This is a genomic window from Sphingomonas naphthae (assembly GCF_028607085.1).
Classification (GTDB): Bacteria; Pseudomonadota; Alphaproteobacteria; order Sphingomonadales; family Sphingomonadaceae; genus Sphingomonas_Q; species Sphingomonas_Q naphthae.
On record NZ_CP117411.1, the window covers coordinates 2,531,190 to 2,555,784 of the forward strand.

The following is a 24,595-nucleotide window of genomic DNA, read 5'->3' on the forward strand; positions in this document are numbered from 1 at the left end:
AGAGGCAGATGCGCGGGATGACGGTGGCGATGCTGGGCATGGGCCTGCTGGCGGGCTGCACCGATTTCGATCGCGACCGCACCCCCGGCCCGCGCCGCAACCCCGCCGAAACCCGCGCCCCGCCGCCCGGCCCCACCGCCGACGACTGGACCGATCGCCAGCGCGCGTGCGAGGTCGGCCGCCGCAACAAGCAGCATCAATGCATCCAGCCCTTTCCCGGCACGGGGAGCGGCGGCGGCGCGGTGGGGACTTTGCCGAAGCGCCAGACGTCACGTCGCCCATAACGGGAGAAGGCCCGCCCCTTTCCCGAGGGCGAGCCTCCCGCGCGACGACCCGATGATGGTCGATCCGTTCAGAAGCGGACGCCGACGCCGCCGATCACCGCCTGACGGGCGGTGTGGTCCTCATAGTTCGAATAGCGATAGGCCGCCTTCACATAGACGTTCGGGCGGATCGAATATTCGACGCCGCCGCCGACCTGATAGCCGTCGGTCTTGAACTTGTCGTAGAAGCGGCCGGTGCCGGCGGCGCCCTGCCCGCTCCAGCTGCGGCGCTGTTCGCTGTTAACATAGCCGCCCTGGCCGAACACGATCAGCGCCGGGGTCACCTGATAGCCGGCGCGGACGCCCACGCCGATCTCGTTGAAGCTCTTGTGCGCGACGAGGCCCGATCCACCGGTGGCCGTGGTGATATTCTCGCCGCGCCCGCGCCAGTAGCTGGCATAAGGGCCGACGATCACTTTGCCGATCTGCCCGTCCCAGCCGGCCTCGACGCCATAGCCAAACTTGTCCTTGTGATCGCCCTGCGACTGGAAGCGATCGAGCCCGGCCTGCGCCTCGACGCGGAAGCCCTTGAAGGTGGAGGCGCTCGCGTCGGTGGCCGGGGTGCTGCTCGGCACGTCCTGCGCCTGAGCGGCGCCCGCCAGCAGGAGCACGGCCGCCACGGCCGTGAGGTTACGCATACGCATACTGATACCCTTTCGACAAAACCCTGTCGGCGGGCAAAAGACTGGAGGGGGCCTCCGGTTCCGAGAATATCAGTTCTGAATAGAAACTTTTATCCGTCAGTCGGGCGGCATTCGGTCTAGCGGCACACCCCGAACCCGCCCCGCGCCGCCATGTCGAGGTGCAGGTGATCGTGGTGCGCGCGATTGTAATCCGGGCTGAGCGTCGTGGCGAACAGGGTGCAGGCGCCGTCGCGGATGTCGCGCAGGAAGGCCGCCTCGGCCCCCTTCCCCGTCCAGTCCGCCGCGACACCGATGCGCCGCCCGTCCGCCAGCCGCACGCCCGCCACGTCGATCGCGCGGGCGCGGGCATGTTCGCTCCAATTGGCGCCCTCGGCCCGGCCGTAGATGCGGCGACAGCTGTAGCTGCCGAAATGCTCGATCCGCGCGGCCGGCACGCCGAAATGGCGGAGCGCGGCGGGTTGCACCACCTGCCACTCCCATAGCACCAGTGCCGCCGCGACCGCGCAGGAGGTGCCGAGATCGGCGGGCGCCAGCGCCAGCCCGTTCGCCCCACCCGGCCGCAAAGCCACCGCATCGTCATAGCCGCAATGCGCCCCGCTCGTCCGGTCGGGCGGGCGGCTGTAGCGCACGCCCGCGCGATCGAGCAAAGCGGTGCAGGCCGGCGCATCACCCGCCAGCGCGACCAGCTTGCCGCGCGTGGCCAGGCCGATCGGCTCGCCGAGATCGAGCGGCGTCCACGGCAGATCCTCCGGCCCGCGCCGCGTGGCGACGAACAGCAGCAGCGCGAGGAGCGCGCCGACGCCCAGGACCAGCAGGATCGCGGTCAGCCGCCGCACGATAGGGAGGAAACGCATTGCATCCCCCTACGTTCGAGACAGCGGAGCGTTGCATGATCGCCGATGCCGCGCCCGCCCGAGGAGAGCCGCATGACCGTCACCCGCCTCACCACCAAGCGCGTCGAGAAACCATGGGGCCGCCGCGACCTGTGGCCGGGCTTCGCCGACGTCGCCTCAGGCGGCGATCCGGTGGGAGAGGTGTGGTTTCAGGAGCCCGACGGGTCGCAGCCCGAACTGCTCGTCAAATATCTCTTCACCTCGGCCAAGCTCTCGATCCAGGTCCACCCCAATGACGCCGAGGCGCGCGAGCGCGGCTATCCGCGCGGCAAGGACGAGGCGTGGGTGATCCTCGCCGCCGATCCCCACGCCTCGATCGCGATCGGCACGCTGAACGTGCTGGAGCCCGCCGAATTGCGCGAGAGCGCGCTGGACGGGACGATCGAGCAGAAGATGGACTGGCACGCGGTGAAGGCGGGCGACAGCTTCTACTCGCCCGCCGGCACCGTCCACGCGATCGGCGCGGGGCTGACGCTCGTCGAGGTGCAGCAGAATGTGGACCTCACCTACCGGCTCTACGATTATGGCAGCGATCGCGAACTGCATCTCGACGATGGCGTGGCCGTGTCGAAGCCGGTGCCGTTCGTCGCGCCCTATATCCCGCAGGAGGTAGCGCCCGGCCGGATGCGGCTCGCCGAAGGCCCCGCCTTCGTGCTGGAGCGCTGGAGCGTGGCCGGTGGCGGCACGCTGGACGCCGGTGGCGCCAAGCTGTGGCTGATCCCGCTGGCGGGCGCCGGGACGATCGGCGGCGAAACCGTCGAGGCCGGCGGCGTGTGGGTGATCGAGGACGGCGCCGCGACCGACGTGACGCTGGGCGAGGGCAGCGATCTGCTGGTGGCCTATGCCGGGGGCGATGTGATCGAAGGGCTGTGGCGCGGCGCCTGAGGCCCCGCCGCGCTATTGCCGCATTGCCGCCTCCAGCGGCTCTTCCGTCACCGGATAGCCCAACCCCTCGGGGATGCGCAGTACCCCATCCACGATCTGCGGCGTGATGACCTGCGGCGGATGGGCGAAGCAATCGGCCCGCGCCGCCTCGATATCGGCGAAGCGCGCCAGCCGCTCCAGATTGCGGCGGGTGGGGAAGATCAGCTTGATCTCGCCTGCCTCGGCCATCGCCAGCGTCTCGGCGGCGGTCGCCCAGAAGGCGGTCGCGCACTCGCTGCCGTCCACCACCGGTTCGGCGTCGTCGGGCGCCTCGGCCAGATAGAAGCGCGTGTCGAACACCCGGCGCAGCGGGGCGTGCGGCCGCCAGCGCGCGAAATAGGTGAGCGCCTCGGGATCCACCGTCACGCCGACCTCCTCGGCCGTCTCGCGCACGGCGGCGATGCGGTGGGCGCGATCCTCGTCGCCGCCCGCCGCCACATGATCCTCGGGATCGACCCGCCCGCCCGGAAACACGATCGCCCCCGCCGCGAACGCCAAAGTCGCCCCGCGCTCGACCATCAGGATGGCCGGCGGGCGCCCGGCCTGCGGCCGCATCAGGATGAGGGTCGCCGCAGGGATGGGCGGATTGGGCGCATCGGACATCCTGTCACCTACCACGCGACCGCGGTTCGCGCTACCGGGCGCACCCCGTGACGCGATGGCACCGGAAGCGTGGCGCCACGTTGTCAGGGAATAATCAGGAGATGCCGATGTCCCACGCCCGCCCGTTGCCCGATGCCGCCGTCGCCCCCTGGCCGGCCCAGCCCGCGCCGATCCGGCATGACGACGCGCCGCCGCCGCACGGTGCGGCCACCACGGACACGGTCCGCACCCCCGACGACAGCACGCCCCAGACCCAGGCCAATGCCGCGCGCTGGGCGGCCGCCGGCGTGGGCATCGGCATCGGTTCGGCCGCGCTGGTGGCGGCCTTCCTGTATGCGAGCAAGTCGAAGCGGAAAAAGTAGCCGCGACCAGCGGCGATCGCGGCCTACCGCCCCGCGATCGCCCGCGCCGGCGCCAGATAGGTCCGCCCGATCCGCACCTCCGCGCCATCGGCCAGCACGGCGTGCCACGCGCCCATCCCGTCATGCACCAGCTTGGCGATCCGGTCGCGGCGCACGATCGTCGATCGGTGGAGGCGGATGAAGCGTTCCGGATCGAGCCGGCGCTCCAGTTCACCGATCGTGTGGTGGAGCAGATAGCTGCGCGGGCCGACGTGGAGGCGCATGTAGTCGCGTTCGGCGTCGATCCGGTCGATGTCGATCGCGGCGATGCGGATCATTTCGGAGCGGTGGGGCACCCAGAATTCGGTGGCGAAATCGGTATCGGCGGTGGGGCCGGCGGTCTCGCCCGCGTCGAGCGCGCCCTGCACGCGCTCGACCGCGCGTGTCAGGCGATCGGGGGCGACCGGCTTCAGCACATAATCCACCGCCGCCACGTCGAACGCCTCCACCGCGAAGCGATCGAAGGCGGTGCAGAAGATGATCGCGGGGCGCTTCGGCTTGTCGGCCAGCGCGCGGGCGACGCCCATGCCGTCCAGCCCCGGCATGGCGATGTCGAGCAGCAGCAGATCGGGTTGGAGCGCCTCGACCATGCGGAGCGCCGCGTCGCCGTCCCCGGCCGTACCGATCAGGTCGATCGCGGGGTTCGCCGCGCACAGGATCTGGAGCCGCTCGGCCGCCAGCGGCTCGTCGTCCACGATCAGCGTGCGCAGGACGCGGGGCGGATCATTGGCCATGTGCGGATCCCCTGACCCGTTCGTCCTGAGCGTAGTCGAAGGACGTGCCCCAAGCGGGTGGCTCTCCACGTCCTTCGACTTCGCTCAGGACGAACGGATCTTTTGCGGTGACGGCGCGACGCACGCGATCAGCAGCCATTGCGCACCAGCGGCATGGTCAGCACCACCGAATATCCCCCCGAACTGAGCGGCCCATGGTGGCAGGATGCAGCGTCTCCATGCCGCGCCGCAAGCCTCTCGCGCACATTGGCGAGGCCGACGCCGGTGCCGGGCATCCCCAGCAGCTCCGCGCCGATCCCCGGATCGGCATCGTCGCGCACCGACAGGACGAGGCCGCGCGCATCCTCGGTCGCGCTCACCGAGATGGTGACGGGCCGGGTGGTGCGCGACACGCCATATTTGATCGCATTTTCGACGAGCGGCTGGAGGATCAGGCCGGGCACGCAGGCGTCCTCCAGCGAGGGCGGGATATCGATCGCCACGATCAGCCGGTCGCGGAAGCGCACCGCCTCGATCTCGAGATATTGCCGCTGGAGCGCGATCTCCTCGGCCAAGGTCACGTCGGTGGTAGCATCCACCGTCAGGCTGGTACGGAAGAAGGCGGCGAGATTCTGGATCATCGCCTCGGCCTTTTCGCTCCGGTTCTGGAGGACGAGGCTGGAGAGCGAATTGAGCGTGTTGAACAGGAAGTGCGGGTTCACCTGATAGCGCAGCGCGCGCAGTTCGGCGGCGCGGGCGGCCGCCTGATAGCCGGCGGCGGCGCGCTCCACCTCGCGCACGGCGGCGGCATAAGCGAGCGCGAAATAGAAGGCGCACCAGGCGACGAGGAAGAAATAGCCGTTCATCGTCGTGTCGGCGATCATGCCGAGTGGATCGACGACCTTCTCGTCGACCAGATCGCCGTCGGTGCCGACCGAGATGGTCATGGTCTTGTCCTCGATCCGCACCGTCTTGGCCTCGGTCGGGTGGCGGATCACGACGGTTTCGTGCGGGGTCGTGCGCAGCTTGTAGAAGACGTACCAATTGGCGCTGGAATAGATCAGGGCGGCGGGCGCGCAGATCACCAGCGCCAGGAGGATCGCCTTCGTCAGCGACCAGCTCCGGGCGCAGCGCAGGATCAGGTAAAGCCCGTAGGTGACGGCGATGCCGATCACCCCCACCAGCAGCCGCCAGCCCGCCATCTCCCACCGGTTCTCGAAGGTCATCGCCAGCGCGCGGGCGGTGGCGATGGCGTAATAGAACAGCCAGAAGCCGACGATCGAGATCAGGGCGACGCGCGGGGAGACGCGCGCGGAAAGAGGGGATGCCATCTTCCCCTCTTAGACCTGAACGGCGGAAAAGGCCCGCGCCCTCGTCGAACGCCGCCCGGCCTTCGTCGAAACCGGTAGCAGATCGATACCGTCATATTTCCGGAACGCTGCCCGATGGTAAGCGTTTTTAATCGACATAACCGGAGGATCGCCAGATGAGCGACACGAACCAGATCGATCGGGCGAAGGAGGCCGAGGCGCACGAAGGTGCGACCCCCCATATTCGCACCGCGCACGACGCCGCCGACAACGCCAAGTTGAAGCGAAATTCCTCGGACGAGGATGCCAAGCTGGACGTGGCGCTGGACGAGAGCTTCCCGACCTCGGACGCGCCGTCGAACACCCAGCCCGGCAAGGGCAAGGAGCCGGCGCCCTCCTCGGGCTATGACGAGGATGCCGAGGCCGCACGGATGAAGGCCGGCGAATAAAGTTCCGCGAGAGCGGCAGAAGGAGGGGCCGTCCCGTAGGGGCGGCCCTTTCCGCATGTGCGAATGTGGCCGGATTGCGGCCATCCACAAGCGCGATTCGGCGGCGTGCGCACCACTGTTGCATTGCAGCACGAACCATGCTTCGTTCGGCTCATCGCAAATCGGGTGCGGTTAAGCAGCCGGAAACCTTACCGGCTTAGGATCGCATTCCTGTGGCACAGGGGGTGCGGACATGAGCGCGAAGGCAAGACCGGCAGACGGCACGATGGCCCTTTCCGAAATGAAGGAATTCGCCGGTTTCCCGGCGGGCACCCAGCGATATATCCGCCGCTCGCTCGATATCGGGCTCGATCGCAAGGATGCGCTGGCCTGCTGGTCGCGCGACGTGATCGAGAGCGCCAGCATCAAGGCGCAGGCGCGCATCTACGGCCGGCTCGATCATATCCGCCGCCGCGTGCCCGACGATAGCGGGCTGGATTCGGTCGAGCCCTTCTTCGCCCCGCTGGTGACGGTCTCGGCTTTCGATCTGGGGCAGGATCGCCTGTCGAGCTTCGCTTCCTACCGTTTCCTCTACGAAAGGCTGATCGGCGCCTCGGTGCGGCCGTGGCTGCCGGGCGCCTTCTGCGCCGCCGCCGCTCTGCCGCACCTCCACCCGGAAAAGCGGCGCGGCCTGCTCCAGTCGATCAGCGAAGCCGCGGCGACCGCGCCGGGCTGGTCGAACCGGGAGCCGTGCTTCTACCCGGAATGGGTGGAAAAGGTGGACGTCACGCTGGCGAACTGAAGAGGTGCCCGTCGCCCCGGCGCAGGCCGGGGCCTCGGGAGGCCGGGGGCGACGGCGCGGTGGCTCCCCGGTTGTTACGCTCTACCTCCTGAGATCCCGGCCTTCGCCGGGATGACGTAGTGTTTCGCAAACCTTGATCCGCCGCCGTGCCCGGCGCATGGGCGCGTCCATGGCTTTTTCCCGTCCCGCCGCCCCGTCGCCCCGGCCGCGCGCCATCGCGCGCTGGCTGTTCGTCTGCGCCCTGTTCGTGTTCGCGATGGTGGTGGTGGGCGGCATCACGCGGCTGACCGAATCGGGCCTGTCGATGACCCGGTGGGAGCCGATCTCGGGCGCGGTGCCGCCGCTGAATGAGGCGCAGTGGAACGCCGAATTCGCCGCCTATCAGGCGACGCCCGAGTATCAGAAGATCAACCGGGGCATGGCGTTGGCCGAGTTCAAGAATATCTTCTTCTGGGAATATCTCCACCGGCTGATCGGGCGGACGATCGGGCTGGTGTTCGCGTTGCCTCTGCTGTGGTTCTGGTGGCGGCGGGCGATCCCGCGCGATTATGGCCCGCGCCTCGTCGCGCTGCTGGCGCTCGGCGGATTGCAGGGGGCGGTCGGCTGGTGGATGGTCGCCTCGGGTCTGGTCGACCGGCCCGACGTGAGCCACTTCCGCCTCGCCACCCATCTGCTGTGCGCATTGTTCATCTTCGCCGGGCTGATCTGGACGGCGCTCGACCTGCTGTGGCGGGGCCGCACGGCGCGGCTGACGGGTTTTTCGATCCTCGCCTTGGCGGTGCTGGCGGTGCAATTGATGCTGGGCGCGTTCGTCGCCGGACTCGACGCGGGCTTCTCGTTCAACAGCTGGCCGCTGATGGATGGCGCGATCTTCCCGGCCGGCGGCTGGAACGACGCCATGACGACGCTCGGCAATCTCGGCAGCAATCCGATCGTGGTGCAGTTCGTCCATCGCTGGTTCGCCTGGCTCGCCGCCGCGATGCTGGTGGTGCTGGCGCTGCGCGCGCAGCGGGCGGGGGTGAGGGGGCCGGCGCACGCGATCCTGACGCTCACCGCGGCGCAGATCGCGCTCGGCATCGCGGCGCTGCTCAGCCATGTCGAGATCGTGCTGGGTGTGGCGCATCAGGCGGTCGGCAGCCTGCTGCTCGCGGCGACGGTGTGGGCCGCCCACGGTCTCGGCCGGCGCACGGCCTGACGTGCAGGCGACGCCGCCCGCGATCGTGACGCCGGCGCCGGTGGTGGCCGGCCTGCCCTTCGCGCCGCCCAAGCTGCTGCGCTACCGCACGGTGCAGACCCGCGCGGCGGCGGCCGGGCCGATCCACTTCACCATGGAGCGCAGCCTCGCCTTCGCCCCGCTGCCCGGCGGCCATTGGCGCGCGACGCTGACCTTGACCGCCATGTCGAGCGACGCGCACGAGCCGGTGCGCGGCACCTTCCTGGTGGGCATGACGCCGTTCCTGCATGTGCCGGTGCGGATCGACCTCGATCCGCGTGGGCAAGTGGTGGCAGTGCTGGATGCGGAAAGGACGTGGGGCCGCATCGCCGCCTCCTTCGCCGCCGTCCTGGCCGACATGGAGAAGCGCAAGACGCCCGAGCCGTTCCTGTCGCAGTTCCGCGCCTTCGTCGCCCAGCAGACCGGCCTGCCGCCCGCCGATCGCGAGGCGCGGCTGGCCGAGACGATCGAACCCTTCCTCGCCCGCGCGCTACCGGCGCTGAAGGATGGGGAGACCGCGCCCTATGCGGCGATCCGCCCGTCGCCGCTCGGCACGAAGCTGGCGACCAGCGGCACCGTGCGCCGCGCCGCCGGGCCGGACGGCACCGCGCTCTACGATTTTGATCTGGCCGAGGATTCCGCCGCGCTCGGCAGCGCCGCGAAGGCGGCCGGCGCCGCCCCGGCACGGCCGACGATGCGCCAGCGGATCAGTGCCGCCGCTTCGCGCACGACGGGGATGCTGGTCCGCCAGCGCATCGTGACGACCATCGGCCTGCCCGGCCGATCGGTGGAAATGACGGAAGAAACGGCACAAATCCCCTGATCGCGATGCCCCCAGCAGGCTTATGGTATCATCATACCACTCGCGAAAGGCGCGGTTTTGCTTGACTTGTAGGGGATCGATCCGCATTTGGCCGCCCAACGACGCCGCTCCTCGAAAAGGGGCGGCGCGATTCGTTTCAAACACAGGTTCGGTCCCATGAAAGCTCTCATGAAGACCACCAAGGTGGCGACGCCATCGACGGTGGAAAAGAAGTGGCACCTGATCGACGCCGACGGCCTCGTCGTGGGTCGCGTCGCATCGATCATCGCCAACATCCTGCGCGGCAAGCACAAGCCGAGCTTCACCCCGAACATCGATTGCGGTGACAATGTCATCGTCATCAATGCCGACAAGGTGCGCTTCACCGGCCGCAAGCTGGGCCAGAAGGTCTATTACAAGCACACCGGCTATGCCGGCGGCATCAAGGGCGTCACCGCCGCCAAGGTGCTCGAGGGCCGCTTTCCGGAGCGTGTTCTGGAGAAGGCCGTTGAGCGCATGATCCCGCGTGGCCCGCTGGGCCGCCAGCAGATGCGCAACCTGCGCGTCTTCGCCGGCACCGAGCATGCCCATGCCAGCCAGAACCCCGAGATCCTCGACGTTGCGGCGATGAACCGCAAGAACAAGGTGGGCGCATAATGTCCGACAATCGCCAGTCCCTCACCGACCTCGCGTCGCTCACCGGCCAGGAAGCGCCGGTCGCCGCGCAGGCGCCCGCCGCCGGCTACACCCAGGACGAGGGCGTCGAAGCCTTCGTGCCGACCCAGCCGACCACGCCGCTGCGCGAGCAGGAAATCGACGCGCAGGGCCGCGCCTATGCCACCGGCCGCCGCAAGGACGCGGTCGCCCGCGTCTGGCTGAAGCCGGGCACCGGCAAGATCACGATCAACGGTCGCGATCAGGAAGTCTATTTCGCGCGCCCCACGTTGCGCCTCGTCATCAACCAGCCGTTCGGCGTCGCCGAGCGTGATGGCCAGTATGACGTGATCTGCACCGTCAAGGGCGGTGGCCTTTCGGGCCAGGCCGGCGCGGTCAAGCACGGCATCAGCCAGGCGCTGACCAAGTATGAGCCGGTGCTGCGCGCGCCGGTGAAGGCCGCCGGCTTCCTCACCCGCGACAGCCGCGCCGTCGAGCGCAAGAAGTACGGCCGCGCCAAGGCACGCCGCAGCTTCCAGTTCTCGAAGCGCTAAGCCTTCAGGAACCTCGGTTCAGGAAAGGGCGGTCCCGCGAGGGGCCGCCCTTTTTCCGTTTGGGGGGCTGCCTGTCTCAACCCAGCGCACATCAAGCCGCTCAGGCGGCGACACGGACCCACTGATTATCCTGCACGCCGCGCAGATATTGCTCCAGCCGGTCGTGCGCGGCGGTCGTCAGGCGATAGCTCTTGTTGGCGTAGGGGTCGTGGCCCAGTTCCAGTTCCAGCACGCGGTGGTGCACCAGCGCCGTGATCCAGCCGGCGGCGAGGCGCGGCGATAGACCCTGATCCTCGGAAATGGCCCCCACGTCGAGGGCACGCCCGCTCGCTTCGGTGACGTAAGCCAGCAGGGTGATGTCCCATGCCGGATCGGAGAACAGGCCACCATCGGCGATCAGGGTGCGCATTCTGCGGTGGCGGATGATGCGCTGGGCGCATTCCAGCAGCACGCCGGGCGAGCGATCGTCGCGCGGCGCCTTCAGGGGCTCGATCGTAGCGATGATGAGCGGCGGGCCGGCGCTCGGCACAGAGATAGACACCGTGTTGCGCACCCACACCAGCGACCCGTCATCCCGGATGAAGCGCTTGGAGATAACGAACGGCGTGCCGTGCTGGATCAGTCGCTGGATCGCGATGTCGCATTCCTCGCGATCGGCCGGCGCGGTGATGTCGGCCACGGGGCGACCCAGCAGGCTATCGCACGGCGCCTGCATGATGGCGCAGAATCCTTCGTCCAGGCTGACCAGCCTGCCGGATGCATCGATGAGCACATGACCCGTCATGACGGCGCTCCTCCTGCTCGCACTGCGGTCCCGGTCGTTACGCGCCGGATCGGACTTTCGCGCCCGGCAACGCGTGCGCGATCCTAAGCCCGGTTTATTAGGCAGTTCAACAATCGAGAAGGCGACCGGTATCCATCGCCTCGGCGAATGCCGGCGACTGTGTCGCCGATACCTCAGCGCTGGCCAAGGAGAAAGCGGTCGCCCGCCCAGCGCATGGTCAGCGGGGCGAGCCCGGCCTTGATGCCGATCGCGTCGACATAGGCCCCCACGTCCTGCGCCAGCGCGCCGGTGGCGAGGATGGGGCGGCCGGGGGGTTCGCTCCAGATGGGGGTGAAGCCGGCCTCCAGCGTGCCGTCCTCGGCGACGCGAACGCGACCGATCAGGCCGTTGACCGCCTCCGGGTGGAAGGGCGCCAGCGTGTAGGCGGGATCGGGCTCGAAACCGAACATGCGCTTGCGCCGCTCGGCCCATTCGGCGCGGGCGGGATGGTCCTGCGCGGGGCTGAGGGCGTGGGTGACGACCACGCCGTTGCCGAGCCCGTGGAAGATCGGCCTGCCGCGATGGAATTCGATGCCGCGCGCGATATGGGCGTGGTGGCCGACGACGATATCCGCGCCCGCGTCGATCGCGGCGAAGGCCAGCGGGCGCTCATAGGGGGCGAGCGCGGCCGGGCGGTGGGTGATACCCTTGTGGAGCGCCACGACGAGAATGTCGGCCTGCGCCCGCGCCTCGGCGATGGCGGCCTGCATCGCGGCGAGCGAGGCGGGGTCGATCTCGTCCAGCTCCGCCTGCGGGCGGCTCGGCCCGCCATCGACCGCGCGCACCGCGACATAGGTGGAGCCGGCCCGCGTATCGCTGGCCCAGCTGATCTCGGGACCGACGCAATTGTAGCTGAGCAGCGCGATCCGCCTGCCGCCCCGCTCGATAAAGGCCGGCACGCTCGCTTCGGCGAGGCTCGCGCCCGCGCCGTTATAAGCGATGCCCAGCCGGTCGAGCCGCTCGCGCGTGTCGGCGATGCCGATGGCGCCGCAATCGGCGATATGGTTGCCCGCCATCGACACGGCATCGATGCCGGCGCGGGCGAGCGCGTCGAGATGATCGGGATTGGCGCCGGGGGCGGGCACGTCCCCCTCCAGTTCCTGCCCCCGATTGGTGTGCGGCACTTCGAGATGGCCGATGGTCACGTCGGCGGCGCGGGTGGCGGGGGCGATGCCGCCGATCCAGTGATCGGGATCGGGCACGTCGAGGATGATGTCGCCGAGGAAGGCGAGGTCGAGCGTGGCCATGTCAGATGCTCCCCGCCGCGCGGAGCCGGGCGATGGCACCGGCATCGTAGCCGAGTTCCGCCAGCACCGCATCGGTATCACCGCCCAGGGTGGGCACGACGGGCGGCGCGGCCGGCCGATCGACCGCGAAACCCGGCCCGACGACCGCCAGGGGCGCGTCGAAGCCCGGCAGGATCGCCTCCTGCAACAGCCCACGCGCCGCGAGCTGGGGGTGGACGGCGATCTGGCCGATGTCGCGGATCATCGCCGCCGGCACGCCCGCCGCCGTCAGGCGCGGTTCGAGATCGGCGGCGGTCTCGCCGGCCAGCACCTCGACCAGCCAGGCGCGCACCGCATCATAATGGCGCACGCGCGCCGCATGATCGGCGAAGCGCGGATCGGCGATCAGCTCGGGATGGCCCAGCACCCGGAGCAGCGCCTCGACATGATGCTGCTGGTTGGCGCCGAGCGCGATCCAGCCGTCGCCGGTGGGGTAGAATTCGGCGGTGGCGACCAGCCGGTAGCCGCGATTGCCGGTGCCCTTGGGCACTTCGCCGGTGTGCGAATGGATCGTCACGCTGGTGGCGACCAGCTTCAGCGCGGCATCGAGCATCGCGACATCGACATGCTCGCCCTTCCCCGTGGCATCGCGCGAGCGCAGCGCCGCCAGCACCGCGATCACCGCCAGATAGCCGCTGAAACTGTCGACGATCGGCATGCCCAGCTTGCGCGGGCCATCGCCCTCGGCATTGAGCATCGACAGGCCCGACATGGCCTGCGCGATATGATCGTAGGCGCCCCAGTCGCGCAGCGGCCCGGTCTGGCCGAAGCCGCTGACCGAGACCGAGACGAGACCGGGTTTGCGCGCATCGAGCGCGGCGCGGCCGAAGCCGAGCCGCTCCAGCACGCCGGGGCGGAAATTCTCGACCAGCACGTCGGCGCGGTCGATCAGCTTCCACACGATTTCGCGCCCCTCCTCGCTCTTGAGATCGGCGGTGAGAGATCGCTTGCCGGCGTTGATCGCGGCGAAGGGGATGCTCATCAGCGGCAGGCCGGCATGTTCGGTATAATGGCGGAAGGCGTCGCCCACCCTCGGCGGCTCGATCTTGATGACCTCGGCGCCGAGCTGGGCCAGCATCTGGGTGCAGGTCGGGCCGGAGATGGCGTGGCTGAAATCGACCACGCGGATGCCCGCGAGAGGGGTCATGCGCGGGGCTCCCGTTGAGCGGAGAAGGCGCCGGCAGCCTCCAGCGCGGCGACATCGAAGCCGAGGCCGGCGAGGATCGCCTGTGTGTCGGCGCCGGGCAGGCCGGCGGGCCGCGGCGCGACCGGTGGGGTGGCGGAGAGATGGAAGGGCGTGCCGATCTGGCGGACGCTGCCGGCCGCGTCGGGCAGGGGCACGTCCACGCTCATGCCGCGCGCGATATTGTGCGGATCGTCCATCGCCTCTCCGATCGAGAGGATTGGCATGGCCTGCGTGTCGGCCTCGCGGAACAAGGTGATCCACCCCGCGCGCGGGCGGGTGCGGAACAGGGCGGCCAGTTCCTCGCCCATCGCCGCATGGGTGTCCGGGCGGGTGCGCAGCGGCTCGAAATCGGGGCGGCCGATGGCGGTGCAGAAGCGCGACCAATAGGCCGGCTCCATATCGGTGGTGCAGATAAAGTCGCCGCCGGCGCATTCCCACACGCCACCCTTGGGGTGCCAAGCGCCGTCGGGCGGCGGCAGGGTGGTGGGATCCTGCACCCGGCCGAGCGTGACCATCAGCAGCGGCATCGAAGCGTCCGACATGGCGACATCGACATGCTGCCCCTGCCCCGTCCGCTCGCGCGCCTGAAGTGCTGCGAAGGTGGCGATCGTGGCATGGGCGCCCGCCAGCACGTCGGCCACCTGAAGCCCCGGCATCGTCGGGCGCGGCAAACCGTTGAGCCGTGACAGAGCGCCCGCCAGCGCGAGGGCTGCGGGGTCGTGCCCGGCGCGCTCGGCATGGGGGCCGGTCTGCCCGGCGAAGGAGACCGAGCAATAGATCAGGCGCGGGTTGAGCGCCGCCATCTCGGCAAAACCATAGCCCATCGCCGCCATCACGCCGGGGCGGTAATCCTCGATGAGAATGTCCGCCTCGGCGATCAGCCGGTGTAGCACCCCGCGCGCGGCGGCGTTGCCGGGGTTGATGAGCAGGCTGCGCTTGTTGCGGGTGTAGGTCGGGCGGGCGCGGCGGCGGAGCTGCGCGGCCGAGTCGCTATCCTCGCCGAACATCGCCGCCTGCTTAGCCAGTTCGCGCGGATGCTCGATGCGCACCACGTCGGCACCCAGATCGCCCGCGATCCAGCTGACGTAGGCGCCCGGCAGGAAGCGCGAGAAATCGACGATGCGACAACCTTCGAGCGCGGCCGTCATGCCGCCTGCTCCCGGCGGAGCGCGGCCTTTTCGCCGGCCGGCCCTTCGATGAAGGCGGCGATGCGCGCCTCGATCTCGGCGGCGTCGCTGCCCTCGGCGTTGAAATTGTCCATGCCGATGTCGAGCACCGGGATGCCCGCCGCCTCCAGCGCGCGCAGCACGAAGGGATCGGCGTCGGCCAGCGCCACCGCGCCGTCGACGCCGTGCGTCCGTGCCTCATGCACATGCCACGGCGCGGCCCAGCTCGGCATGCGCAGCTCGTCGCCCATCGTCAGGAAGCGCGCGGCCAGCGCCCGGATCGGATCGCGGCCGCGATCGAAGCGGCGGATATAGCCGTCCGCCGCCAGCCCCAGGTACATCGACCAGACGAACACCGCGCCATGGCTCTCCTCCCAATTCTGGTAGAAGCCCATGTCGCTCCACAGACCGCGCCCGACCCACATCAGCCGGACCTTCTCGCCCGGCACGGCGGCGGCCCCTTCGGCGACCCGTGCGGCGACTTCCTCGTAGAAAGCCCTGGCCGCGTCGCGTGCCCATTCGGTGCCGCGATGCCATTGCGGGACCATCGTGGCGGGCATGCTGTCGACGATGCCGATCGGCGCCGGCACGGTGCGCGCGATCAGGTCGCGGGTGCGGCGGTAATATTCCTCCTGCTCGTTGACGAGGTCCATCACCTCGACGAACCGCTCCATCGAGAAGGTTCGGCCGGTGGCGGCCTCCAGTTGGGCGATCACCTCGCGGATTTCGGTGGCGAGCAGGTCGATCCGCTCGGCCTCCAGCACCTCGTCCCACCGTTCGGGCAGCGCCTCCCACCAAGTGGTCGCGATATCCCAGCGGGCATCGGTGGTGCGCTCGTAGAGATAGGGCGCGGCGCCGGTCGCTTGCGCCCAGTTCCAGAAAATCTTGGCCGTCGGGTCGCTGGAGGTGATGGCGTGGACGAAATCGGGGCGCGGCAGGCCGCCCCAGGGGGCGTTGTCCGCATCCTCGTCGAACGCGGCGGCGAGGCCCTGCGCGCTATAGGGCTCGACATCGCCGGGGAAATCGTGGGCGCGCAGCAGCCCCAGGTAGCGGCGCGACTGCTGCTTGGCGGCGACGATCGAAGCCCACCATTGATTGACGACGAACGGGATATCGAGCGCGCGGAGGATTTCCTGCGGCGCGTTGGCGTTGGTCATGGCGAAGGGTTCGCCCTTGGCCACGCGATCGCGGATGCCGGCGAACCATTCGCGCTGGTAGGTGCCGAAATCGGCCACCGAGTTCAGGCTCTTGCGGCTGCGGGTCGAGCGGGCGGAGGGCTTGGGCGGCGGTGCCTTGGGCGCGCGCGCGGGCTTTTCAGCGGGTGGGCGCCCGGCGAGGCGGTCGAGCAGATCGAAGGGCGGCTGGCCGCTGGCGTCGATCCGCTCGGTCAGCAGCAGGATATCGGCCGGCAGCGCGCGGCGGAGCGCGGCGATGTCCCACGGGGCGATCTCGTCGCCATGGCCGGAGAGGTGGACCACATGGCTCGCGCCGGCGCGGGCGACGGCGGCGGCGATGCGGCGGGCGACATCCTCGGGCGGGGTCGCGGCGGGCGGGCGGCCATCGGCGCAGGCCGCATCGGTGCCGGCGACGGTGAAGCCCGCCGCCGCCAGCAGATCGGCCATGGCGGGTAGCGCGCGGGGTGTGCCGGCGAGGAAGAGGCGCAGCCCCTCGCCTGCCGTCACGGCATCCGCCGTGATCGGCGTGTTGGCGATGGGTTCGGCGGGCTCGCCGCCCAGCGACACCAGCCAGTCGCGCAACTGCGCCAACCGGTGCCGGTTGTACGCCGCCGAGGATTCCCGCTGCTGGTGGCACAGATCGATGAAGTGGATCGGCGGCGGGCTCGCCTCGCCCAGCCGCGCCAGTTCGCGGATCGTGGCAAAGAGCTGGAACTGCTCGGTATCGGCATTGGTGATGAGGATCGGCACGCTCGCGTCCGCCGGTGCCAGTATCCGCTCCAGCAACCGCCGCCCGCGCGGGCCGAGGCCCTTGGCGCCCATCAGCCGGTCGGCCAGCGGGGTCGGGATGGGGGGACCGCCATCCATGTCCACCGGATCGAAGCCGGCCGCGCGCAGCATGGCGGCCGGAACATCGCACCCAAGCGTGAAGATCGGGCGGCGCCCCTCCGCCATCAGATCGCGCCCCGCGCCGTCAGCGCGGCGATCTCCTCGGGCGCATAGCCCATCAGCCGGCCGTAGACGTCCTGGTTATGCTCGCCGACGCGGATCGCCAGCGCCTCGTCGAACCCGATGCGCGCGCCGGAGAATTTGATCGGCACGCCCGACGTGCGCAGATCGACCGTCGAACTGTAGGTCGGGTGCGCCACCGACATCGTCTCGCCGCGCGCCATCACGCGCGGATCGACCAGTGCGTCCTCCGGGTGGCGGACGGGGGCGACGGGCACGCCCTCGGCCTCCAGCAACCGCACGACCTCGGCGGTGGGCAGGGTCTGCGACCAGGCGTTGATCCGCGCTTCCAGATCGTTGGCGTTGGCGACGCGCACGTCGCGGCCGCTGAAGCGCGGGTTCTGGCCCAGCTCGGGCTGGCCCATGGCGCGGAACAGGCCCTGCGCCAATTTCTCATGCACCGCGACCAGCGCGACATAGCCGTCCGCGCAGGCGAACACGCCGAAGGGCGACAGGCGCTGTACGGTCAGGCCCGTCCGCGACTCCATCCCCGCCGCCGCCATCGCCGACCAATTCTCGATCGCGACGAAGGAGGTGAGCGCGCCCAGCATCGACACGTCGACATGCTGGCCGACGCCGGTGCGGTGGCGCTGCTCGATCGCGGCGAGGATGCCGATCACCGAGAAGACCGGGGCCAGCATGTCGGCGATCGGCACGCCGAAGCGGACGGGCGGGTGGCCCGGCTCGCCGCTGGTGTACATCGCCCCCGACAGCGCCTGGATGATGACGTCCATCGCCTTGCCGCCTTCGGGCGCGTCGGCGCCGAAGCCCGACAGCGAGCAATAGACGATGCGCGGATTGACCGCGCGCGCCGCCGCATAGCCCACGCCCAGCCGATCGGCGACGCCCGCCGAGAAATTCTCGACCACGATATCGGCATCGCGCACCAGATCGGCGAAGATGCCGGCGGCCTCGGGGCTCTTCAGGTTGAGCGACACGCCATACTTCCCGCGCGCGCGCGTCAGGTGCGAGATCGAGACGTCGTCGTCATGCTGGCGCTCGACCACCACGCCGTCGCGGCCGACATAAGGGCTGTTCTCGCGCGCCAGATCGCCGCCGCGCGGATCCTCCACCTTGATGACCTCGGCGCCGAGGCCCGCCAGCAGCAAGGTGGCATAAGGCCCCGCCAGCGCGCGGGTGAGGTCGATCACGCGAAGCCCTTCGAGCGGGCGAGGCGGCTGGATGGTCTCGTCGGTCATCACTTGATCCCTGTCGTGGTATCGGCCTCGCAGCGGACGGTGCCGCTGGTGCCGGTGCGGGCGATCAGCGCCTGCGCCTCGTTCAGCACGGGCAGGCCATCCAGCCCGATGCCGCGGAGGCGCATCGCCTGATCGCGGGCGTCCTGATTGTAGAGAGCGTCGAAGCGGGCCTGCTCGGACGCGGGGAAGGGCGAGAAACGCATCCCCTGTTCCTTGCCGAAATCGATGCCGGCCTTCTCCGCCTTGAGCAGCTCGGAGCCCAGTTCGGCCTCCCACAGCTTGCGCGAGCGCATCACCAGCGCCTGGAGATCGGGCGTCAGCCGGCGCCAGGCATGATCGGACATGGCGCGCGCCGGATAGGCGCCCCGGCTGAAGCGGATCGGCGTGAAGTAGCTGGCGACTTCGGAGAAATGCAGCGAGCGGATCGTGTCGGCCGGGGCCACCACGCCGTCGATCACGCCCTTGGCCAGCGCCGAATAGACTTCGCCCATCGGCATGTTGACCGGATCGGCGCCCAGCTGCTTCAGCACGTCGATCGCATCGGCCTGCGCGCGCAGGCGCAGCCCCCTGAAATCCGCGAGGTGGCGGATCGGGCGGTTGCGGGTCAGCACGCCGGGGAAGTTGCCGCCCTGCACCGCGAGCACGTGGAGGCCCGCCAATTCCTTGCCGAACTGCGGGAAGCGGGCGGCGAGGCAGTCGTAGATCGCGACCTGATCGCCGATCGAGCGCACCCCGCCGTAGAAGCCCGACTGGGCACGCAGCATATGCGCCCCGCCCTTGGCGTAGATCGGCGTGATGAGGCCGATATCGGCGACGCCGTGGCGCACCTCGGTCATGCTCTGGTCGGCCGAGAGGAGCGCGCCACCCCAGAAGGGCCGGAAGCGCAGCCGGCCGCCACTCTCCGCCTCCACCGCCTTCATCCAGGCGATGTCGGCGCGGCTGAACGGGTGACCGGGCGGATAGGAGCTGGCGTAGGTCAGCGTGATCGGCGCCCCCGCCGGCGGGGCGGGCTTGCCGCAGGCGGCGAGGCCGGCCAGCGCGGCGAGCGCGAGGATCGAACGGAAGCGGCTCATGCGCCCAGCACCCCCGGCAGCCACAATGCCAGCGCCGGGACGGCGATCAGCAGAGCGAGGTGGATGAAATCGGCGATCAGGAAGGGAATGATCCCCTTGAAGATCGTGCCCAACGGAATGTCCTTGGCCATCGCGTGGATGACGTAGACGTTGAGGCCGAGCGGCGGATGGACGAAGCCGATCTCCATCGTGCGGACCAGGAAGATGCCGAACCAGATCGGGCTGAGGCCGAGGCTTTCGGCGATCGGCAGGAAGATCGGCGTGGTCAGCAGCATCAGCGCGAGACCGTCCAGCACCGATCCCAGCAACAGCAGCACCAGCGCCATCACCACGATCGCGAGCGTCGGGCTGGCGTGGACCTCCAGCACCAGCCGGGACAGCTGATCGGCGATGCCGCTCACGCTGACGAAGGTGGCGAACAGGATCGCGCCGATGATGACGACATAGATCATGCCGGCGGTGCGCAGCGTGCTGGCCAGTGCCCCGGCGAAGGCGGCGCGGGTGAAGCCGCCACGGAACGCCCAGAGGATCAGCGCGCCGACCACGCCCACGGAGGCGGCCTCGGTCGGCGTGAACCAGCCGATCATCAGCCCGCCGATCACGAACAGGATCAGCAGCAGTACATCGGCGATGCGGCGCAGCGCCGGCAGCCGCTCGCGCCACGGCGCGCGCTCGGTGCGCGGGCCGAGCGCGGGGTTGCGCCAGCACAGGAACCAGATGGTCGCCATGTAGAAGAGTGCCTGGGTCGCGCCGGGAAGGATCGACGCGGCGAACAGCTTGCCGATCGATTGTTCGGCGATGATGCCGAATACGATCAGCGCGCCCGAGGGTGGCACCAGCGACCCCAGCGTGCCGCCCGCCGCCAGCGCGCCGGTGGCGAAGCCGGGGGCATAGCCCGCGCGGCGCATCTCCGGCAGCGCGACCGAGCTGATCGTGGCGACGGTGGCGAGGCTCGATCCGCTGATCGCGCCGAAGCCCGCGCAGCCGCCGATCGAGGCGAGCGCCAGCCCGCCGCGCCGATGGCCGAGGAATCGCGCGGCGGCGGCGAAGAAGTCGCGACTCGCGCCGGCCGCGAAGCAGAGGTGCGCCATCAGCAGGAACAGCGGCAGCACGCCCAGTTCGTAGCGCGAGATCGTCTCGAAGGAGACGACGCCGATCTTCACGACGGCCGCTTCGGGGGTGATGAGGAGGGCGAGGCCGGCAAGGCCGACGAGCCCCAGCCCCACCCCGATCGGCGTGCCGATCGAGAGGAGGACGAGGAGGGCGACGATCCCGAGGACGCCGATCAGTTCGGGGCTCATGCGGCGCGCCTTGCGAATATCTGGCGGATGAAGAGGCCGGCGACCGTGAGCGCGGTGGCGATCCACAGCAGGCGGAACCAGCGGAGCGGCAGGCCGAGCAATTCGGTGCGCTCATGCCCCGCCCACAGATCGGCCAGCACGATAAGCGAACCGACCACCGCCAGCAGGAACAGCGCCGCGCACAGGACGGAGGCGAAGCGGGCGAAGGCGTCGGCCGTCGCCGGCTTCATCCGCTCGGTGAAGATATGGACCGAGGCGTGGGCGCGCTGGAGCGTGGCCGACACCATCGCGGCGGATGCGATCAGCACCACGGCGAGCTGCACCACCTCGATCGAGCCCAGCAGGGTAAAGCCGGTGTGGCGGCCGAGGACGGCGAGCGCGTCGGTCGCGGTCGCGCCGAGCAGGCCGGCCGAGCCGACGAAGAAGACCGCGCGGCCGAGCCAGCCCGCCTTTTCAGGCGGCGGATCGACCTCGCTGGGGTCGGCCGATGATTCGGGGAGGGCGTCGGCATCAAGCATGACGGCCGCCAACGTCGATTTTCGCCACCGCGTCCAATCTCCACATTAGCTTTTGCAGCTTCTCGGTCGGCTGCGTATCAATATGACATGACCGAGATCGTCTACATTCTCAACAATCAAATTTTCAACGATATTCGATTCGTCGATTTTTTCGTTGCTGGAGCCTCCCGATGACCACGCGGCGGCGCGCCGCGCCCGATGCGGCGACGGCCGAACAGGTGAGCCTCGGCCGGCTCGACCATTATCTCGGCTTCCGCCTGCGGCGCCTCCAGAACCAGCTGTCGAAGCAGTTCGCGGCGGCGACGGCGCTTCACGGGCTGCGATCGGGGCTGTTCACCGCGCTCGCCATCATCGAGGCCAATCCCGGCATTTCGCAGAACCGGCTCGCTCGCGAGGTCGGGCTCGACAAGTCGCTGGTGGTACTGATCCTCGACGATCTGGAAAAGCGCGGCTGGGCCGAGCGGCGCCGCTCGGCCGCCGATCGCCGCCGCCACGAACTGGGCCTGACCGACGAGGGCCAGCGCATGCTCAACCAATTGTTCGAGTCGCTCGACGAGACGGAGAAGGGCGTCTTCGACCGGCTTTCGCCCGACGAGATCGAACAGCTCCACCAGCTGCTCGATCGCGCCTATTCGCTGTGGGACGACGGGGCGAAATAGCATCGTCTGATAAAAGACTGTTGACGAACTCCACCAATTAGTTTCATCTCATAACACATCGCGAGGGCGGTGGGGCGCATGGCGAAGACGTTGGCGCACGAGAGGAATGTCTGTCGGCTCCCCGCATTTCGCGGCGTGACGGCCTGCGCCCGCACGCGGCGGCGCGCACATCCCTCTCCCGAAGAACAGGCGCTGGCCGGAAAGGCCAGTTCGGGAGGATATCATGGGCGGTCGTTTTCTTACTCACGCTTCCAGCTTCGCTTTCGCGGTCGCGACCCTGGCGGTAACGCCGCTTGCGGCACAGACCGCGCCGCAACGCGCCACCCCTGCCCCGGCGGCACCGGCGGCACCGGCCGCGGACGATGAAACGGCGGAGATCATCGTCACCGGCACCAGCATCCGCGGCGTCGCCCCGGTCGGTTCCTCGCTGGTGGCCGTCGGCCGTTCCGAGATCGAACAGTCCGCCGCGACGACCACGATCCGCATCCTTCAGGAAACGCCCCAGGTTCTGAACTATGGCGTGTCCGACACGTCGCGCAGCGGCGCCGGCGGCGCCAGCAACGTGGCCTACGGCAATTCGATCAACCTGCGCGGCGTCGGCCCCTATGCCACGCTCACCCTCATCAACGGCCGCCGCGCCGTGCCGCAGGGCACCGCCGGCAACAGCGTCGATCCGTCGACCATCCCCACCCTCGCGCTGGAGCGCGTCGAGATCATCCCCGACGGCGCCTCGGCCATCTACGGATCGGACGCGGTGGCCGGCGTGGCCAACCTGATCCTGCGCCGCAATTATCGCGGGCTCGAGATCGACGTGCAGAACAGCTTCGCCAACCATTATCGCGAGAGCCAGATCGGCGCGATCGCCGGCCATAAGTGGGAAACCGGCCAGATCACCGCGTCCTTCCAGCACACCTATCGCACCAACCTGTCCGGCGTGCATCGCGACTTCTATGCAGCCGACCTGCGCGATCGCGGCGGCGCGGACTATCGTGTCACGCAATGCTCGCCCGGCAACATCGTGATCGGCGGCGTAAGCTATGCGATCCCGGCGGGCGGTGCGACCCCGGCCAATCTGGTGCGCGGCACCACCAACCGCTGCGACAATCTGAAGGCGATCGATCTCGTGCCCCAGCAGGAGATCAACAGCGGCACCATCACCTTCGATCAGGAAATCACAGATGGCGTGAAGCTCTACGCCGATGTCTATGCCTCCCGCCGTGACGCCTTCCGCCGCTCGCAGACCGCGACCGCGAACCTGACCGTGCCGCGCACCAACGCCTTCTTCGTCGCGCCGACCGGCACGGCGCCGGCCAGCGAGACCGTCCAATATTCCTTCGCCGGCGATTATGGCCCCACCTCCGGCACGGACATCATGTCGAAGGCGATCCAGGGCACGCTGGGCGTCACCGCCGACCTGTTCGGGGACTGGCAGGCCGACGTCTATGGCTCGGTCGGCTACAACCACGATCTCGTCCACAGCGAAGGCAACCAGATCGACACCGCGTCGCTGACGGCGGCGCTGGCCAGCAGCAATCCGGCGACGGCTTTCAATCCCTATGGCACGACGGTGAACAGCCAGAGCGTGATCGATGCGATCATGAACAATGTCACCGACACCGAGGGACGCAGCCGGATGCGCGCGGCGGAAGCGTCGATGAACGGTACGCTCTTCACCCTGCCGGGCGGCGCCGTGAAGCTGGCCATCGGCGCCGAATATAACAAGCTGAAGCTGCGCACCGGCCAGATTCGCGGCCGTCGCGGCGCGCAGACCGGAACGGACCAGCGGCTCGGCCGCAACGTGAAATCGGCCTATGCCGAATTGCTCGTCCCGATCTTCGGGCCGGACAACGCCATCCCCGGCTTCTACCGCCTCGAACTGGATATCGCCGGCCGCATCGACAAATATAGCGATGTCGGCACCACGAAGAATCCCAAGGTCGGCATTAACTGGTCGCCGGTTCGCGATCTGAAGCTGCACGGCAGCTACGGGGAATCCTTCCGCGCGCCGCTGCTCACCAATCTCGTCAGCGCGGGCGGAACGCAGCTCTATATCCAGAATTATTTCGATCCGACCGTCAATGCGACGGTGCAGGGCGTGGCGCTGTCCGGCGGCAACCTCAACCTCCAGCCGGAAACGGCGCGCACATGGTCGGTCGGCGGCGAATATTCGCCGAGCTTCCTGCCCGGCGCGCAACTCAGCCTGAACTATTTCGACCTGGTCTATGAAGGACAGATCAACGGCTACCTCTCCAACCTGAACGTGCTGCGGCAGGAAAATCTCTACAGCTCGATCATCACGCGCGGCACGGCCGCACAGGCGCGGATCGCCGAGCTGGTCGCCTCCGGGCTGACGGTCAACGGCGGCACGCCGGCCAACGCGCTGGCGGCGCAGGTCTTCGTCGAGGGGCGGCCGAGCAATCTGGGCGTGACGATCACCCGCGGCATCGATTTCGGCCTCGCCGTGCCGGTGGCCACCGAAAACGCCGGCGATTTCCGCTTCTCGGTCCGGGGCACCCATTTCCTGGCCTACAAGGTCGGCATCACGCCCACGTCGCCCGTGATCGATCAGGTCAACAACATCGATTATCCGCTGAAGTGGCGCGCCCGCGGCACGCTCGGCTGGTCGAAGGGCGGGTTCGACGGCAGCGTCGTGATGGCGTGGCAGAACGGCTACAACAACACCTACGTCACGCCGATCGCGAAGATCAAAGCCTATACGACGTTCGATCTGCGCCTGGCCTATGACCTCAGCGACAGCGGTATTCCAGGGACGGAAGGGTTGAAGATCGGTATCGACGTGCAGAACCTGTTCGATCGCGATCCGCCGTTCGTGGACCTCGCGCCGACCAGCAATGGCGGCGGCGGCGGCTTCGATCCGCAGACCACCAACGCGATCGGCCGCATGATCGCTTTCTCCCTCTCGAAGAAGTTCTAATG

At 69.1% G+C, this 24,595-nt stretch carries 25 protein-coding genes; 11 read left to right on the top strand and 14 right to left on the bottom strand.

The genetic code is table 11. The features are described from left to right. Positions 1-8 precede the first annotated feature (8 nt). Entirely contained in the window at positions 9-284 is a 276-nt protein-coding gene (locus PQ455_RS12195) for a hypothetical protein (protein WP_273686356.1), read from the top strand. 68 nt (positions 285-352) lie between these two features. Here PQ455_RS12195 and PQ455_RS12200 read toward each other — a convergent pair whose 3' ends face one another. Together PQ455_RS12200 and PQ455_RS12205 are read right to left on the bottom strand one after the other, a co-directional pair. Continuing rightward, positions 353-967: an outer membrane protein gene (locus PQ455_RS12200; RefSeq protein ID WP_273686357.1), complete on the bottom strand. Its 615-nt coding sequence runs from the start codon at positions 965-967 to the stop codon at positions 353-355. A 116-nt stretch (positions 968-1,083) separates the two neighbouring features. Further along, positions 1,084-1,821: an extensin-like domain-containing protein gene (locus PQ455_RS12205; RefSeq protein ID WP_273686358.1), complete on the bottom strand. Its 738-nt coding sequence runs from the start codon at positions 1,819-1,821 to the stop codon at positions 1,084-1,086. A gap of 72 nt (positions 1,822-1,893) precedes the next feature. Between PQ455_RS12205 and PQ455_RS12210 the strand changes: the two genes are divergently transcribed. After that, complete coding sequence (locus PQ455_RS12210) at positions 1,894-2,745, top strand: class I mannose-6-phosphate isomerase (RefSeq protein WP_273686359.1); 852 nt, start codon at positions 1,894-1,896, stop codon at positions 2,743-2,745. Positions 2,746-2,757: 12 nt separating this feature from the next. Here PQ455_RS12210 and PQ455_RS12215 read toward each other — a convergent pair whose 3' ends face one another. Next, the gene (locus PQ455_RS12215) at positions 2,758-3,387 is read right to left on the bottom strand and encodes an NUDIX hydrolase (RefSeq protein ID WP_273686360.1); all 630 of its coding nucleotides are present in this window, start codon (positions 3,385-3,387) and stop codon (positions 2,758-2,760) included. 107 nt (positions 3,388-3,494) lie between these two features. On the opposite strand from PQ455_RS12215, the gene PQ455_RS12220 reads away from it, so the two are divergent. Then, a complete protein-coding gene (locus tag PQ455_RS12220; protein WP_273686361.1) occupies positions 3,495-3,749 on the top strand; it encodes a hypothetical protein in 255 nt (84 codons plus the stop codon). A 23-nt stretch (positions 3,750-3,772) separates the two neighbouring features. Here PQ455_RS12220 and PQ455_RS12225 read toward each other — a convergent pair whose 3' ends face one another. Both PQ455_RS12225 and PQ455_RS12230 read right to left on the bottom strand, forming a co-directional pair. Next, on the bottom strand, positions 3,773-4,522 hold the full coding sequence (locus tag PQ455_RS12225; protein WP_273686362.1) for a LytR/AlgR family response regulator transcription factor: 750 nt from the start codon (positions 4,520-4,522) through the stop codon (positions 3,773-3,775). 128 nt (positions 4,523-4,650) lie between these two features. Then, positions 4,651-5,832: a sensor histidine kinase gene (locus PQ455_RS12230; protein ID WP_273686363.1), complete on the bottom strand. Its 1,182-nt coding sequence runs from the start codon at positions 5,830-5,832 to the stop codon at positions 4,651-4,653. Between the two features lie 155 nt (positions 5,833-5,987). On the opposite strand from PQ455_RS12230, the gene PQ455_RS12235 reads away from it, so the two are divergent. From PQ455_RS12235 to rpsI, 6 genes are all read left to right on the top strand, one after another. Continuing rightward, positions 5,988-6,260: a hypothetical protein gene (locus PQ455_RS12235; protein ID WP_273686364.1), complete on the top strand. Its 273-nt coding sequence runs from the start codon at positions 5,988-5,990 to the stop codon at positions 6,258-6,260. 232 nt (positions 6,261-6,492) lie between these two features. After that, positions 6,493-7,041: a hypothetical protein gene (locus PQ455_RS12240; RefSeq protein ID WP_273686365.1), complete on the top strand. Its 549-nt coding sequence runs from the start codon at positions 6,493-6,495 to the stop codon at positions 7,039-7,041. Positions 7,042-7,210: 169 nt separating this feature from the next. Next, positions 7,211-8,236: a COX15/CtaA family protein gene (locus PQ455_RS12245; protein WP_273686366.1), complete on the top strand. Its 1,026-nt coding sequence runs from the start codon at positions 7,211-7,213 to the stop codon at positions 8,234-8,236. 1 nt (position 8,237) lies between these two features. After that, positions 8,238-9,077 (top strand): hypothetical protein, encoded by an 840-nt coding sequence (locus tag PQ455_RS12250; protein WP_273686367.1) that lies wholly within the window; start codon positions 8,238-8,240, stop codon positions 9,075-9,077. A gap of 156 nt (positions 9,078-9,233) precedes the next feature. Then, positions 9,234-9,713, top strand: a complete 480-nt coding sequence (gene rplM, locus PQ455_RS12255) for a 50S ribosomal protein L13 (RefSeq protein ID WP_273686368.1) — start codon at positions 9,234-9,236, stop codon at positions 9,711-9,713. After that, complete coding sequence (rpsI, locus tag PQ455_RS12260; RefSeq protein ID WP_273686369.1) at positions 9,713-10,264, top strand: 30S ribosomal protein S9; 552 nt, start codon at positions 9,713-9,715, stop codon at positions 10,262-10,264. Before rplM ends, rpsI begins: the two co-directional genes overlap by 1 nt. A 100-nt stretch (positions 10,265-10,364) precedes the next feature. Here the strand turns inward: rpsI and PQ455_RS12265 are convergent, their stop codons facing one another. The 9 genes from PQ455_RS12265 to PQ455_RS12305 form a co-directional block, all read right to left on the bottom strand. Beyond that, entirely contained in the window at positions 10,365-11,048 is a 684-nt protein-coding gene (locus tag PQ455_RS12265) for a PAS domain-containing protein (RefSeq protein WP_273686370.1), read from the bottom strand. Between the two features lie 173 nt (positions 11,049-11,221). Continuing rightward, on the bottom strand, positions 11,222-12,334 hold the full coding sequence (locus PQ455_RS12270; protein ID WP_273686371.1) for a CapA family protein: 1,113 nt from the start codon (positions 12,332-12,334) through the stop codon (positions 11,222-11,224). 1 nt (position 12,335) lies between these two features. Beyond that, complete coding sequence (locus tag PQ455_RS12275; protein WP_273686373.1) at positions 12,336-13,520, bottom strand: CaiB/BaiF CoA transferase family protein; 1,185 nt, start codon at positions 13,518-13,520, stop codon at positions 12,336-12,338. After that, a complete protein-coding gene (locus PQ455_RS12280; protein ID WP_273686374.1) occupies positions 13,517-14,707 on the bottom strand; it encodes a CaiB/BaiF CoA transferase family protein in 1,191 nt (396 codons plus the stop codon). Before PQ455_RS12280 ends, PQ455_RS12275 begins: the two co-directional genes overlap by 4 nt. Next, on the bottom strand, positions 14,704-16,854 hold the full coding sequence (locus tag PQ455_RS12285; RefSeq protein ID WP_273686375.1) for a 2-hydroxyacyl-CoA dehydratase family protein: 2,151 nt from the start codon (positions 16,852-16,854) through the stop codon (positions 14,704-14,706). The genes PQ455_RS12280 and PQ455_RS12285 overlap by 4 nt, the downstream gene beginning before the upstream one ends. Further along, on the bottom strand, positions 16,854-18,107 hold the full coding sequence (locus PQ455_RS12290) for a CaiB/BaiF CoA transferase family protein (RefSeq protein WP_273686376.1): 1,254 nt from the start codon (positions 18,105-18,107) through the stop codon (positions 16,854-16,856). Before PQ455_RS12290 ends, PQ455_RS12285 begins: the two co-directional genes overlap by 1 nt. Further along, a complete protein-coding gene (gene dctP, locus PQ455_RS12295; RefSeq protein WP_273686377.1) occupies positions 18,107-19,180 on the bottom strand; it encodes a TRAP transporter substrate-binding protein DctP in 1,074 nt (357 codons plus the stop codon). Before dctP ends, PQ455_RS12290 begins: the two co-directional genes overlap by 1 nt. Further along, positions 19,177-20,481 carry a TRAP transporter large permease gene (locus PQ455_RS12300; RefSeq protein WP_273686378.1) on the bottom strand — a complete coding sequence of 435 codons (1,305 nt, stop codon included), beginning with the start codon at positions 20,479-20,481 and terminating at the stop codon, positions 19,177-19,179. Before PQ455_RS12300 ends, dctP begins: the two co-directional genes overlap by 4 nt. Beyond that, entirely contained in the window at positions 20,478-20,999 is a 522-nt protein-coding gene (locus PQ455_RS12305) for a TRAP transporter small permease subunit (protein WP_273686379.1), read from the bottom strand. The genes PQ455_RS12300 and PQ455_RS12305 overlap by 4 nt, the downstream gene beginning before the upstream one ends. Positions 21,000-21,169: 170 nt before the next feature. Here PQ455_RS12305 and PQ455_RS12310 point away from each other — a divergent pair, with 170 nt between their 5' ends. Continuing rightward, positions 21,170-21,658, top strand: a complete 489-nt coding sequence (locus PQ455_RS12310) for a MarR family winged helix-turn-helix transcriptional regulator (protein ID WP_273686380.1) — start codon at positions 21,170-21,172, stop codon at positions 21,656-21,658. A gap of 223 nt (positions 21,659-21,881) precedes the next feature. Continuing rightward, complete coding sequence (locus PQ455_RS12315; RefSeq protein WP_273686381.1) at positions 21,882-24,593, top strand: TonB-dependent receptor domain-containing protein; 2,712 nt, start codon at positions 21,882-21,884, stop codon at positions 24,591-24,593. Positions 24,594-24,595: the final 2 nt, after the last annotated feature.